The sequence below is a fragment of the Loigolactobacillus bifermentans DSM 20003 genome (genome assembly GCF_001434575.1).
Classification (GTDB): domain Bacteria; phylum Bacillota; class Bacilli; order Lactobacillales; family Lactobacillaceae; genus Loigolactobacillus; species Loigolactobacillus bifermentans.
The window spans coordinates 13,504-27,173 of sequence record NZ_AZDA01000014.1 but is presented as its reverse complement, the minus strand read 5'-3'; the positions used below and the strand labels follow the sequence as shown (position 1 = coordinate 27,173).

11 protein-coding genes and 1 tRNA gene are annotated in these 13,670 nt (G+C 48.0%); 8 read left to right on the top strand and 4 right to left on the bottom strand.

Going from position 1 to position 13,670, the window contains the following annotated elements:
* Positions 1-60 precede the first annotated feature (60 nt).
* Positions 61-1,002 (bottom strand): alpha/beta hydrolase, encoded by a 942-nt coding sequence (locus tag FC07_RS02795; protein WP_057903602.1) that lies wholly within the window; start codon positions 1,000-1,002, stop codon positions 61-63.
* A 140-nt stretch (positions 1,003-1,142) separates the two neighbouring features.
* The gene (gene thrC / locus FC07_RS02790) at positions 1,143-2,636 is read right to left on the bottom strand and encodes a threonine synthase (protein ID WP_057903601.1); all 1,494 of its coding nucleotides are present in this window, start codon (positions 2,634-2,636) and stop codon (positions 1,143-1,145) included.
* A 513-nt stretch (positions 2,637-3,149) separates the two neighbouring features.
* Here thrC and FC07_RS02785 point away from each other — a divergent pair.
* The 7 genes from FC07_RS02785 (at position 3,150) to FC07_RS02755 (ending at position 11,176) form a co-directional block, all read left to right on the top strand.
* Positions 3,150-4,352 (top strand): 2-isopropylmalate synthase, encoded by a 1,203-nt coding sequence (locus FC07_RS02785; RefSeq protein ID WP_420814212.1) that lies wholly within the window; start codon positions 3,150-3,152, stop codon positions 4,350-4,352.
* On the top strand, positions 4,349-5,398 hold the full coding sequence (gene leuB / locus FC07_RS02780; protein WP_057903599.1) for a 3-isopropylmalate dehydrogenase: 1,050 nt from the start codon (positions 4,349-4,351) through the stop codon (positions 5,396-5,398). The genes FC07_RS02785 and leuB overlap by 4 nt, the downstream gene beginning before the upstream one ends.
* Positions 5,399-5,407: 9 nt before the next feature.
* The gene (gene leuC / locus FC07_RS02775; protein WP_057903598.1) at positions 5,408-6,787 is read left to right on the top strand and encodes a 3-isopropylmalate dehydratase large subunit; all 1,380 of its coding nucleotides are present in this window, start codon (positions 5,408-5,410) and stop codon (positions 6,785-6,787) included.
* Between the two features lie 20 nt (positions 6,788-6,807).
* On the top strand, positions 6,808-7,407 hold the full coding sequence (leuD, locus tag FC07_RS02770) for a 3-isopropylmalate dehydratase small subunit (protein ID WP_057903597.1): 600 nt from the start codon (positions 6,808-6,810) through the stop codon (positions 7,405-7,407).
* Positions 7,408-7,818: 411 nt separating this feature from the next.
* Complete coding sequence (locus tag FC07_RS02765; RefSeq protein ID WP_057903604.1) at positions 7,819-9,111, top strand: MFS transporter; 1,293 nt, start codon at positions 7,819-7,821, stop codon at positions 9,109-9,111.
* Between the two features lie 160 nt (positions 9,112-9,271).
* The gene (locus FC07_RS02760; RefSeq protein ID WP_057903596.1) at positions 9,272-10,624 is read left to right on the top strand and encodes an FAD-dependent oxidoreductase; all 1,353 of its coding nucleotides are present in this window, start codon (positions 9,272-9,274) and stop codon (positions 10,622-10,624) included.
* Positions 10,625-10,705: 81 nt separating this feature from the next.
* Positions 10,706-11,176 (top strand): Dps family protein, encoded by a 471-nt coding sequence (locus tag FC07_RS02755; RefSeq protein ID WP_057903595.1) that lies wholly within the window; start codon positions 10,706-10,708, stop codon positions 11,174-11,176.
* Between the two features lie 81 nt (positions 11,177-11,257).
* Here FC07_RS02755 and FC07_RS02750 read toward each other — a convergent pair whose 3' ends face one another.
* Positions 11,258-12,211 (bottom strand): EamA family transporter, encoded by a 954-nt coding sequence (locus tag FC07_RS02750; protein ID WP_057903594.1) that lies wholly within the window; start codon positions 12,209-12,211, stop codon positions 11,258-11,260.
* Positions 12,212-12,369: 158 nt separating this feature from the next.
* Positions 12,370-13,332 (bottom strand): serine hydrolase, encoded by a 963-nt coding sequence (locus FC07_RS02745; protein WP_057903593.1) that lies wholly within the window; start codon positions 13,330-13,332, stop codon positions 12,370-12,372.
* Between the two features lie 208 nt (positions 13,333-13,540).
* On the opposite strand from FC07_RS02745, the gene FC07_RS02740 reads away from it, so the two are divergent.
* Positions 13,541-13,613 (top strand) — tRNA-Thr (locus FC07_RS02740).
* The last annotated feature ends 57 nt before the right edge of the window (positions 13,614-13,670 follow it).

The window sequence follows — 13,670 nt, the reverse complement described above, 5'->3', positions numbered from 1 at the left end:
GCCATGATTGCTTAATTCAAAATCTAAATTGTCTAACTTTTCTATTGCACTTCACATAGGCTAGTCGTTAGTGGTCAGATATTTGGTTAAAAATGCCGTCACGTGGCGGCGGTAACGCTCGGGGTCCAGCCAGAAGCTTTCAACGTGGGTGGCACCTTTCACGATCCAAAGTTCTCGCGGACCTTGGGTGGCATCGTAGTTGCGAAACGCCATACTGTGCGGCACAAAAACGTCATGGTCACCGTGAATGAAGAAAAAGGGCAGGTGATTTTTGCGCAATTGGGTGGTGGATTGGACGGCATTTAAGTAATAGCCTAACCGGCGTTTGTTGATCAAGCTGACCAGCGGCACAAAGGGATATTTAGGCAAATGAAATTGCTTTTTCAGCAGGTAGGTGAGTTCGGCCTCAATGCTGGAATAGCCGCTGTCAGCGATCAAGGCTTTGACTTGGTGGGGCAGTTTTTCACCGCTCATCATTTCAACGGTGGCGCCGCCCATACTGGCACCAAATAGCACAATTTGGGTGTTCGGGCCTGTTTTGGCTAGAATTTGGTTCAGCCAGTCTAAATAGTCAATGCGGTCGATCCAGCCAAAGGTAATGTAATCGCCGGCGCTTTTACCATGGCCACGGTCGTCAGGCAGTAACACGTTGAAGCCGAGTTCATAGAAAAGTTGGGCGTAGTTGGCCATGGTTTCGCCGTTGCCTTTGTAGCCGTGGGAGATCACCACGGTTTTCAGACTGGGTTTGGCAGCTGGAATGTAGTGGGCAATCAGGTGATTTGCAGGATCATCGGCGTGTAACTGCCAAGTTTCCTTAGGTTGCTGGCGGTACCAGGCCACATAACGGTAGTAGGCGTCCGCATATTTTTGTTTGTCAGCGGAGGTTTCAGGAACGTAATCCACGCGTTTAAACGCGTAGTCGAACAAACGCAAACTCGCGCCAAATACACCAGAAGCCACTACTGCAGGGGCTGCTAACCGCAACATGCTTTTTTTGTTCATTTAAATCAGCTCCGCTCAGAATAGGATACGTCCATTATACGCGGTGTTTTCAGAAAGTGCACATGGCTTGATCAAGTTCTATTTCAGCCGGCGTAGCAAAAAACAGCCCTCATCACAGATGAGGACTGCTTAACGGCAAGCTAGTGTAATTCTAAAATTTCGCCAATGGCTTCTTGCATGTGTTCTGGTGCAACCACGCGATTGTGGCGGACTTTGGCGTGGCGTAGGTTTTCCACAGCGGCTGGTAATGGCAAGTTGATGAAGGAAGATAGGGTTTCATCAGCTTGAATCCCATCAGCAGGGGCTTCTTTGCCAGATAAAGCTTTCAGTACCACATTTGGGAACTTGTAAGGGCTGGCGGTGGAAACAACGACGATCGGTGTTTTGTCGTTAGTCGCTTCCTGGTATTGGCGCGCTACCGCTGATGCCACGGCGGTGTGCGGATCAATGGTGTATTGATCTTCGCGGAACACCCGGTTGATTTCGTTGCTGGTGGTTAATTCATCGGCACAACCTGCGTAGAAATCGCTGAGCTGGCGTTTCATGGCGTCATTGATCTGATAGGTGCCCGTTTCTTTTAACAGTTTCATGAAAATACGTGTTTGTTGGGCGTTTTTGCCGCTTAACCAGAAAATTAAGCGTTCTAGGTTGCTGGAAACCAAAATGTCCATTGAAGGTGAAGTGGTGACATAAAATGGGCGGTTTTTGTCGTAGATCCCAGTTTGGAAAAAGTCAGTTAACACGTTGTTCTTATTGGAAGCGCAGATCAGTTTGCCAATTGGCAAGCCAATGAGTTTGGCGTAGTAAGCCGCCAAAATATTGCCAAAGTTCCCAGTTGGGACGGCAAAGTTGACCTTGTCGCCAGCGGCAATGGCGCCGTTTTTGATCAATTGGGCGTAAGCGTACACGTAGTAAGCAATTTGTGGGACTAAGCGGCCAATGTTAATGGAATTGGCTGAGGACAATTGCACGTTGTTGCGGGTTAATTGTTCCTTAAACAAAGCGTCGTTAAAGATATTTTTGACGTTGGTTTGTGCTTGGTCAAAGTTCCCAGTGATTGCCACAACGGCGGTGTTTTCACCTTTTTGAGTGACCATTTGGGCCTTTTGAATGGTGCTGACGCCATCACGAGGGTAGAAGACAATGATCTTGGTGCCAGGTACGTCCGCAAAGCCAGCCATGGCGGCTTTGCCTGTGTCACCAGAAGTTGCGGCTAGGATCACAATGTCCTTGGTAATCTTGTTTTTGTGGGCTGCCGTGACCATTAAGTGTGGCAACAGCTGCAAGGCCATGTCTTTAAAGGCAATAGTCGGGCCGTGGAATAGTTCTAAGAAATAGCCGTTTTGTGATTTGCGCAATGGGGCAATGGCAGGTGTATCGAAGTTGGTGCTGTAAGCCCGGTCGATACAGTCTTGCAATTCTTGATCCGTAAAGTCGGATAAGAAGGCCCGTAAAATTTGAAAGGCCACTTCTTGATAGGAAGCTTGAGCAAGTTTTTCAAAATCTAAGTCAATTTGTGGCAATTGAACGGGGACAAACAGACCACCATCGGTATTCAAGCCTTGTAGAATCGCCTGTGACGCAGTGAAGGTCTGTTCTTCAGGGCCACGCGTACTGCGGTATAAAATCGTCATAAGTTTATTCCTTCTTTTAGTAAGTAATCATTGTTTTGTTGAATTATCCAAATCATACCACATTAGGGCTTGAAACAGGGACCGAATCAGGATAAAAGCAAGCATTTTTTAAAGTTTCAATTGCATAAAATGAGGGCGTTCTGTGATTTGGTTAAAATTAAATGAAAATAATCTTAAAAAACCGCTTGACTTTGGTGAGGATTTTTTTTATGATGAACACATCAATTAATCAGTGCTGCTTGATCAGCACAACATGTTAAAGGAGGTCATTGTCATGAAACAGTTTAATACTTCAACAGCTAAAAAGCATGCAATGGCCACTTTAGCATTAGCCCTACTCCTTAACTAGGACGCACACACAATTCCGTGTTGCGTCCTATTCGGCTTGAGGTAGTAGGGCGCTACACACTTAGCGATGACTTGTTCAACACCCTACTTCTTCAATTTGAAAAAGTAGGGTGTTTTTAATTTCAACGACAAAACGACTAAATCAAACCTAAGTGAGGAGCTTATATCATGAAACAAATTCAATTCTTTGACACAACTTTACGTGATGGTGAACAGACAATCGGTGTGAACTACAGTATCGAACAAAAGGTTCAAATTGCAAAACAGTTAGAAAAATGGGGTGTCGATGTAATTGAGGCTGGCTTCCCAATCGCATCACCTGAAGATTTCGCAGCCGTGACCGCTGTTTCAAAAGCCGTTTCCAAAACGATGATCACTGGTTTAGCCCGTTGCCGTAAAGGCGATATTGACGCCTGTGTGAAGGCCACTGCTGACGCCAAACGTAAACAGATCCACGTGTTTATCGCCACCAGTCCCATTCACCGGGAATACAAATTACACATGAGCAAGGAAGAAGTCATTGCCAGTATTACGGAACATGTGACTTATGCCAAGCAATTCTTCGATATTGTGCAATTCTCACCTGAAGATGCCACCCGAACAGAATTACCTTTCTTAGCAGAAGCCATTCAAACCGCCATTGATGCAGGGGCCACCGTGATCAACGTACCAGATACCAACGGTTACACCAACCCTTATGAATTTGGCCAGTTGTTCCAATACTTACAAAAACATATTCGTAACTTTGATGAGATCACATTCTCCTCACATTGCCACAATGATTTAGGGATGGCCACTGCCAATACCTTAGCTGCCATTGAAAATGGCGCCACTCGAGTTGAAGGCACGGTGAACGGCATCGGTGAACATGCCGGCAACGTGGCCTTGGAACAAATTGCAGCCAACTTCTACGTGCGCAAAGATTACTTCCAGTGCACGGACAACATTGATTTAAAGCAAACCAAGGCGACAAGCGAAATGGTCAGTCAATTCTCAGAAATGCCAATTGCCAACAACCAACCGGTCACCGGCCACAACTGCTTTGCCATTGAATCAGGTATTCATCAAGATGGCTACTTAAAGAACCGGCAAACTTACGAAATTTTAACCCCAGAAGCCGTGGGGATGAGCAGTGAAACAGCATTGCCTTTAGGCAAATTATCAGGCAGCCATGCCGTGATGGTGAAATTAAACGGCATGGGCTACACCGATGTTGATCGCGACGCCATGAAAGAGATCTTCCCAATTTTCAAGCGGATCGCGGATCAAAGTAAATTAGTTTCAGATAACGCATTAAAACAAATGATGGCTGGCATTGAAGCGCGTGCCGATCAAGAAGCCATTATTCGGGAGGCCGTAACAGCATGAGTCGACAAATAGCCATTTTACCAGGTGATTACATTGGTCCTGAAATTATGGGCGCCGGTTTAAAAATTTTAGCCGCGGCGGCTAAAATCACTGGTTTTGATTATGAAACCACCACTTATCCCTTTGGGGGCAGCGCCATTGATGCTACTGGCGAACCGTTGCCAGCGAGCACGTTAGCTGGGGCACAAGCCGCCGATGCCATTTTGTTAGCGGCCATTGGCGGCCCGAAATGGGATAATGCGCCACAACGGCCGGAACAAGGGCTGTTAGCCATTCGTAAAGCGTTACACTTATTTGCCAACATTCGTCCAACACAGGTGAACCCTGCGTTAGTGGAACGGTCACCGTTAAAAACGGAAATCGCACGGGACACCGATTTTGTGATCGTTCGTGAATTGACCAGCGGCATTTATTTCGGCGAACCACGCTTTTTACATGATGATGAAGCGCTGGACACCATGCGCTATCAACGCAGTGAAATTGAACGGATCATCAAAGCCGGTTTCGAACTGGCGATGCAACGGCGCAAACATGTGACCATTGTGGATAAGGCCAACGTTTTGGCCACCAGCAAGTTATGGCGGAAAATTGCCAATGAGATCGCGCCACAATACCCAGCCGTGACCATGGACTTTGAGTATGTGGATGCTGCAGCGATGAAAATTGTCACCCACCCCACCAGTTTTGACGTGATCGTCACAGAAAACTTGTTTGGTGATATTTTAAGCGACGAAGCCGCCACGGTGACTGGTTCATTAGGCACCATTCCGTCGGAAAGTCGCGGTGTTAGCGGTCCAAGCCTTTACGAACCGATTCATGGGTCTGCACCGGATATTGCTGGCAAAGGCATTGCGGATCCGTTGTCCATGATCCATTCCATTACCTTAATGTTACGCAACTCATTCCAGGAAACCGCTACGGCCGACCTGATTGAACAAGCCGCCACTGCAACCTTACATGCCGGGATCATGACCCCGGATCTAGGCGGCACAGCCACCACCGATAGCATGACAGATGCTATCATTACAGAAATTCAAAGAAAGTAGGCCTTTACTATGGCACAAACAATGTTCGATAAAATTTGGAATAACCACGTCATCACGGGAGAACCTGGTGAACCACAACTGTTATATGTTGATTTACAATTATTACACGAAGTTACCTCACCACAGGCCTTTGAAGGACTTCGAGAAAATAACCGCCGGGTAAGACGTCCAGATCGGACATTTGCAACAATGGATCATGACGTACCAACAGAAGATATTTTCAACGTTAAAGATGTGATCGCCCGCAAGCAAATGGAGACTTTGAAAGCCAACTGCGAAGAATTTGGCGTTCATTTAGCCCCCATCGGCGATGAAAATCAAGGTATCGTCCATGCCATTGGCCCGCAATTAGGATTGACGCAACCTGGTAAAGTCATCGTTTGTGGGGATTCACATACCTCAACCCACGGGTCATTTGGCGCCATTGCCTTTGGCATCGGCACGTCTGAAGTGGAACATGTGTTAGCCACCCAAACCATTTGGCAAGCCAAGCCTAAAAACATGGGGATTCGTGTTCACGGCAAGTTCCAACCTGGGGTTTACGCGAAAGATTTGATCATGGCCTTGATCGGGCAAAATGGGGTTGATTTTGGCACCGGCTACGCCATTGAATTTTTCGGGGAGACCATTGAAAACTTATCCATGGAAGAGCGGATGACGATTTGTAACATGGTCATCGAAGGTGGCGCTAAAAGCGGGATTATTCGGCCAGATCAAACCACTTTTGATTACGTACGCGGGCGTGAATATGCGCCGCAAGATATGGACGCTGCGATTGCCCATTGGCAGGACTATTATACGGATGATGAAAGTGCCTTTGATACGATCATTGATTTTGACGCTTCCACATTAGCACCTTACGTGTCTTGGGGCACGAACCCAGGGATGGCGATTGCCATTGACGAAACGTTCCCTGAACCCAAAGATATTAATGATGAAAAAGCGTACGCTTACGAAAAATTAACCCCTGGTGACAAGCCTGAAGACATTGACTTAGGCTTTGCGTTTATTGGCTCTTGTACCAATGGGCGGATCTCTGATTTAGCCATTGCGGCAGAAATCATGAAAGGCCAGCACATTCATGAAGGCATGACCACCTTGGTGGTACCTGCATCACGGGCAGTTTGGAACGAAGCTAAACAGCGTGGGTACGATAAAATCTTCACTGATGCTGGTTGTGAATTTAGAGAACCTGGCTGCTCCACTTGTTTAGGGATGAACCCTGATCGCGTGCCAGCAGGTGTCCATTGTGCGTCAACGTCTAACCGGAATTTTGAAGGCCGGCAAGGCGCCGGCTCCATGACCCATTTGGCCAGCCCGGCAATGGTGGCAACCGCCGCCATTAACGGTCACTTCGTTGATATTCGCAAAACACCAGTTCACGCATAGAGAAATGAGAGGGATTTAAGATGGAAGCAATCACAGTACACACAGGTAAAGCCGTTGCCTTAATGCGCAACGATATTGATACAGATCAAATTATTCCCAAGCAGTTTTTGAAGAACATTTTAAAAACCGGCTTTGGCATCAACGCCTTTTTCGATTGGCGCTATGACAAAGATCATCGACCAATTCCAGATTTTATTTTAAACAAGCCAAGTTCAAAAGGGGCCACCATTTTAGTCACTGGGAACAATTTTGGTTGCGGCTCCTCACGGGAACACGCGGCGTGGGCGATTAAAGACTGGGGCTTTAAAGTGATCATCGCCGGTGGGTACAGTGATATTTTCTATATGAACTGCACCAAAAATGGCTTGTTGCCCATCGTGTTGCCACAGGCGGCGCGAGACGTGTTGGCCCAAGCCACACCAGAAGAAACCATCACTATCGACCTGGCCCATCAAAAGGTGATCTACCAAGATCATATTTACCAATTTGATATTAACCCAACTTGGAAGGATAAGTTCTTAAAGGGCATTGACGACATCGACTTAACCATGTCCCACATCGACGAAATCGAAGCCTTCGAAGCCAAGCGCCAAACCTTCGGGGCAAAGACACCGGCGTAAAACAAAAGGCAAATTAGAGCGGTTAGGGACTGAGCATTAGCCTAGACTAGGGATAAATCCCGGTTTTAGGATTTTCCCTAGTCGTAGCTAAGCGGAAGTCCCTGCTCTAATTTGCCGGATTACAAGCGCAAGTTCGGTTGATTCACTACCCCGGTTTTAGGATTTTCCCTGGGCGTAGCTAAAAGGAGATTGCTGCCCCAAATTGCCGGATTCGAAGTAACAGGCGACAAACAACAAAATCAATACAAGCTGTTGTTTGGCAATCCAGTTAAAACACAACAATCAAATACCAATCTTTCAGCGGGCACAGGTTGGTACAAAAATCAAAAAATGGCGGGAACACGGGACCGCTATTTTTTAGACCCAAAATTTGAATTATTTTCAGAAAATGACAGAAAGGAACGTGATTTTATGGCTGCACAAACCATGAATTTAACTGAACGAATGGCACACACACAAACCACGCCATTATTTTATAAAATTTTCGCATTAGTTTCAGGGGGCATGTTCCTCGACGCCATTGACGTTTATATGGCCAGCGCAGTTGCCAGCTACGTGTTAAAAACTGGCTGGTCCACGTTGGCTTTAAATACAGTGTTCCTGTCCGTCGGGTTCTTAGGGTTGTTTATGGGGTCCTTATTAGCCGGGTTTATTGGGGATCTACAAGGTCGGCGGCGGGCGTATCAGGTGAACTTGATTTTGTTTGGGGGCTTTACCTTTTTAGGGGCGTTTGCGCCGAATATGCCCACGTTGATCGCGTGCCGGTTATTGGCCAGTACCGGGTTAGGTTCCGAAATCGTCACGGGTTATTCGATGTTAAACGAGTTTGCACCCATTGAATCGCGGGGCAAATGGTGTGCCAGCGCGTCGTTGATCGCCAACTGTGGCGCACCGATCACCATGTTTTTATGCACGTTGATCTTGCCACACTTTGGCTGGCGGCCGATGTTTATCGGGGTCGGGGTGTTAGCCATTATTTTATGGATCTTGCGGCGGGACATTCCAGAATCACCGCGGTGGTTGATTGCGCATGGTAAAAAGGAGGAAGCTGCTGGCATTATTGAGCAGTTGGAGCGTGACACACCAGCGGAAACACACATCAAACCGCAGGCTGAAAAAGCCGTGTTGGAAGTGCCAATGTGGCGCAGTTTGTTCGTGGCGATCGTGGCTGTTTCCGCCACAATTATTTGTCAGTACACCTTTACCACTTGGGTGCCCACGTTACTGTTAAAACGTGGGATCAACGTGGTCCATTCATTGAGCTTTTCAACGATCATGTTGTTAGGCGCACCAGTGGGGGCTTTGATTGGGACGATGTTGGTGGATCGAATTGGGCGCAAGAAGTTGATCGCCCCGACCTTTTTCTTAGTGGCTGTTTTTGGGATTTTATATGGCTACCAAACCACCTCGACGGGGGTCATGGTGATCGGGTTCTTCTTAACGGCTTGCTTCTACGTGTTAATGGCGGCTGTTGTGGCGGTTTATGTGGCCGAACTGTTTCCAACGGTTTTCCGGTTCCGGGGGTCCGGCATTGCCAACGCCACGGCGAAGTTGTTAACAGTGGCCATGCCTTATGCAGTGGCGGCGATTTTAACGTTTGCCCAACCAGCCATGGTGTTCTGGGGTATTTCAGCTATTGGTTTGATTGCGGCAATCGTGGTGGCAATTTTCGGGCCAGAAACACGTCAGCGGGTGATTCACTAGCGTTGTTTTAAAAACCATAAACATGTGATTCGAAAGTTGGACTTCAAATTGTTGCAGAATCCTTTACAATTAGAAGATAGCAAGGTTTAATTATCTTGGTATCTTTTTTATTTTGGCAATCAAATCAGAATGTTTGATATAGAAGAGGAGTGCTACTTAGATGAAAGTAGTCGTTATTGGTTGTACCCACGCTGGCACCGCGGCTGTACAACAAATTTTAGCCCGAGCCCCTGAGACTGAAGTGACCGTTTATGAGCGTACCAAAGGGATCGCGTTTTTATCCTGTGGGATCTCCTTGTATTTGCAAGGCACGGTGCCAACGCTAGAAGAAATGTGTTACGCCAGCCCAGATGACCTGACCAAGTTAGGGGCCCAGGTCAATATGTACCATGATGTGTTTCAGGTGGATACCCAGACGAAAACATTGTGGGTGCAAGATTTGGCAACAGGCAAGAAATTCCAAGATCATTATGATAAATTGATCATGACCACTGGTTCTGTGGCGGTAGTGCCACCGTTGCAAGGGGTCAGTGTGCCTCGGGTGCAGATCTGCAAAAATTATCATGATGCCAAAATGATGAAAGCTGCTGCGCAAGACGCCAAACGCATCGCCATTGTCGGCGCCGGCTATATTGGCGTGGAATTAGCGGAAAGCTACAGCAGCACCGGTCATGAAGTGTTATTGATCAACAGTAGTACGCATATTTTGAAACATTATATTGATCCGCCGTTGGCCGCTGCGGTAACAGAGGACATGCAGGCGCATGGCGTTGAATTGTACTTAAATGAGCAGGCGCAAAAATTTGACAGCGATCAGGATCATGTTTATATTCAAACCGATAAAATGGAACATGAAGCAGATCTGGCCATTGTTTGTGTGGGGTTCCGGCCGCAAACGGACCTGTTACAAGGGCAAGTGACGTTAAGCAAAGACGGTGCGTTTAAGGTGAACGATTACCTGCAAACCAGCGATCCAGATATTTATGCGGCAGGGGATTCGGTGGCCAGCCACTTTAACCCAAGCCACGAAGATGCGTATACACCGCTGGCCACTTGTGCCGTTCGGCAAGGCGTCTTAGTTGGGCGCAATGTGGTGGGACAGCGACTGAAGTACCGTGGCACCCAGGCTACATCGGCCTTGCATTTGTATGGGCGGACGGTGGCATCAACCGGGCTGACCTTACGTTATGCGAAAAAGGCCGGTTATAATGCAGCGGCAGTGGACTTGACGGATAATTATCGGCCAGAATTCATGCCGTCGACCACGCCGATCAAAATGCGCCTGGTTTATGATCGGGATACCCAGCGGATTTTAGGCGGGCAGTTAAGTAGCCATTACAATATCTCACAGTCGGCCAACACGTTGTCCGTTTGCATTCAAAATGAAAATACCGTTGAGGATCTGGCGTTTGTGGATATGCTCTTTTCCCCTCATGATGACCGGCCATTCCACTACTTGAACCTGTTAGGGCAAGCCGCGTTGGCCCAAATTGAAGCCGAGCAAGGTGATTAGTTGCTTTTTGGTAGGCGCACCCGTTACACTGTAAGTGTAGGATGAGAACACGAAGCCAAACCTTGAAGGAGGTTGCTGCCGATGACTTATGATTTTCCGAGAACGAAAGACCATTTGAACCAAATTATCGCAGATTTAAGCCAAATCATGGTGAATGTGCATCAAACCCACTGGTACATGCGCGGCCCTGAATTCTTTAAACTCCATCCAAAAATGGACGAATTTATGGCGGCTTTTGACGATCAACTGGATCAAACAGCAGAACGTTTGATTGCCATTGGCGGCTCACCGTACTCGACGGTGGCTGAATTTACGGCGCACACCGGGTTGCCAGAAGAAGTGGTGACTTTTGGGCAGTACGCGTTGCCAGATTATATGCACCGCTTGGTAAAACAGTTTGAATATCTCCGGGATGTTTATCAAACTGGGATCGAGATCACGGATGATGAAAAAGACTTTTCTACCCAAGATATGTTGATCGCGTTTAAGACGGATGTTGATAAGGACATTTGGATGATCAAGGCGTTCTTGGACCAGGGACCATTGGACTGATCAACTCAAAACAGGCGCTACCCAAGTTGGGCGGCGCCTGTTTTTTGATGCGTAACTTTCAGCGTTGAACTGATTTTTTCCTCAGTGCACCAAATGATGCTTGATAAAGCGCAACATGTGGGGGCTTTTGGCGTTGACCGTTTCAAAGGATTGGCTCGGCGACATGGCCTGTAAAAAGGTGGTGGCTAGAATCAACACGCCGCCTAAAATTTCAACGGGGCCAAAATGCGTTTGGAAAATGGTAATGGCAATGAAGGTGGCGGTTAACGGTTCGAAGGCGCTCATCATGCCGGTGGTGGTGGCGGTTAAGTATTGCAAGCTTTGTAAGTAAAATAAGTATGAAAACATGGTGCCACCGGTAACCACGAAGAAAATGCAGATCAATGTGGTGGGGTTTAGTGGCGGCACGTTTTGTAAGTGCGCGGCGGGGATGAACATGATGCCGCCGATCAGCATGGACCAGCCGGTAACCACCCGGGCGTCAAATTGGCGGAGTAATTGCCGCGGCAATAAGGTGTACAAGGCTTGGCTCACGGCGGAACCGAGGCCCCAGGCAACACCGATGGGGGCCAGCGCCAGTTTGTTCCAATGGCCTTGGGTCACCAGCAGGTAGGTGCCGAGCAAGGCGACCACAATGGAAAGAAAGTCCACCCGTCGCGGTAAGCGCCACCAACGCAAGGCCAAGTAAATAATGATAAACAGCGGGCCTAAGAACTGTAATACGGTTACTGTCGGTGCGTTGCTGTAACGAATGGCAATAAAATAGGTGAACTGCGCTGGCAACATGCCGCAAGTGCCAAATAGAAACATTTGTAAGATCCATTTTGGACGGTGCCACACTTCCCACAGACGTTGCGGCTGGGTCACCGCTGACCACAGCACCAACAAGACACCGGCGAACAACATACGAATGCCCACTAGCCATGCCGGGTCCACGTGTTGTGCACTGAATAAATACTGCGCGATACTCCCAGAGATCCCCCATAAAACGGGGCCTAAAATCGCGTAAAAGAAGCCCTTTTGTTTTCCTGTCATCCTATCCCAACCTCACTTCTAAAATCATGGTGCTTGGCGGTTTGCGGCAAATGGCGCCACACAAAAAGCCATGGTTGCGTTTTAGCAGCCATGGCCTATGTTAGCACGAACCACCTGGACAAGATAGGGGGTCTGTGAGATTTAAGGCTTCAGTTGGTCTAGGCGTGGGTCCCGGTAAGGTCTAAGGTGTCGCCAGTGGCCTTGGCAAACTGTTCCACGTAGCTGATACCGCGTTTCAAAGTGGTATTATTGTTGGTTAAAATCGCAATGGTACAGCTATTGGTGCCGCTGCCTAAATGGCCAATGCTGTTTACCACCCAAGTGTTATTGCCGGTTAAGCGCCAGCCGTTTTTCAATTGGTAAGCTTTGCTGCCAGCGGAGATACCCCAGTTTTGGTCACTTTCCACGTGGCGCATTAAGCCTTGGACGTAAGTTTGTGATTTAGTCGACAGATAGGTGCCGTTATAGAAAATTTGATTCAGCAGTTTGACCTGATCCGTGGCTGTGGTGGTGGCAGAGGCCCAGCCGCTACTGCCGGCTTGGGAGCTGGTCATGTTCAGGCTGGTGAACAGTGAATTTAAACCGCCGTAGCGGCCAATAGCGTGATACAAAGCCGTGGCGTCAGTGTTATTGCTGTTTTCAATGGCGCCTTCTGCGTAACTGATCTCAGCTGTGCTCAGCTTGGCGTGATTGGCCTTGTGCTGGTGTAGCAGCTGAGTGATCATGGCGACTTTAATGATGCTGGCGGTAATGTGCGGGCTGCTTTTGCTGCTATTTAAGGTGATCGTTTCATTGTATTTTTTGGAATAAACGGCGATGGACACTGGCCGTTTGGTGGTTTGTTGGTCGAGAATGGCTTGCCATTTTTTGGTAAGTTGCTGCCGCACCGCTGCCTTTTCCGCCGCCGTTGGCGTGGCGGTGGTTTTCACTGTCGGCGTGGTTTTTTGCGCCGACGGGGCTTTTTTGGGAGTGGTTTGAGATGCTTGAGCAGCGGTGCTTCGGGTAGTGGTGGTTTTTTGCGCGTTGTGATGGTGGACGAACATGATCACAATGATCACGCACAAAATGCCCCAAAGGGTGCGTTTGACACTTTTTTTCAGTCTGCGGCGCGGTGGTTTCATGGGCAGGATCCTTTGTGTGCCGACGAATGGGGTGCCATTTCAAGCAGTAGATTTGTTTGATTGATCGACAGTTCAGCTTATGCTCATTATGCCATAGAAAGAAACCGCTATCTAGGGGGAAATGGGTTTTCTGCGCCGGACATTTTTTGAAATCGGCGCTTGACCAAAATTGCTGGCTACGCTATACTATTTGAGTGCTATTCATTATGCCGCTTTAGCTCAGCAGGTAGAGCGCATCCATGGTAAGGATGAGGTCGTCAGTTCAAATCTGATAAGCGGCTTTCTGCTAGTCATCTCTTCGGAGGTGGCTCTTTTTTTTGCGCAGCGCTGGGATGTGC

What these genes read in the sequence shown, in the direction of transcription:
- FC07_RS02795 (WP_057903602.1), bottom strand. Translation starts at nt 1,002, where the DNA reads ATGAACAAAAAAAGCATGTTGCGGTTAGCAGCCCCTGCAGTAGTGGCT.
- thrC (WP_057903601.1), bottom strand. Translation starts at nt 2,636, where the DNA reads ATGACGATTTTATACCGCAGTACGCGTGGCCCTGAAGAACAGACCTTC.
- leuB (WP_057903599.1), top strand. Translation starts at nt 4,349, where the DNA reads ATGAGTCGACAAATAGCCATTTTACCAGGTGATTACATTGGTCCTGAA.
- leuC (WP_057903598.1), top strand. Translation starts at nt 5,408, where the DNA reads ATGGCACAAACAATGTTCGATAAAATTTGGAATAACCACGTCATCACG.
- leuD (WP_057903597.1), top strand. Translation starts at nt 6,808, where the DNA reads ATGGAAGCAATCACAGTACACACAGGTAAAGCCGTTGCCTTAATGCGC.
- FC07_RS02765 (WP_057903604.1), top strand. Translation starts at nt 7,819, where the DNA reads ATGGCTGCACAAACCATGAATTTAACTGAACGAATGGCACACACACAA.
- FC07_RS02760 (WP_057903596.1), top strand. Translation starts at nt 9,272, where the DNA reads ATGAAAGTAGTCGTTATTGGTTGTACCCACGCTGGCACCGCGGCTGTA.
- FC07_RS02755 (WP_057903595.1), top strand. Translation starts at nt 10,706, where the DNA reads ATGACTTATGATTTTCCGAGAACGAAAGACCATTTGAACCAAATTATC.
- FC07_RS02750 (WP_057903594.1), bottom strand. Translation starts at nt 12,211, where the DNA reads ATGACAGGAAAACAAAAGGGCTTCTTTTACGCGATTTTAGGCCCCGTT.
- FC07_RS02745 (WP_057903593.1), bottom strand. Translation starts at nt 13,332, where the DNA reads ATGAAACCACCGCGCCGCAGACTGAAAAAAAGTGTCAAACGCACCCTT.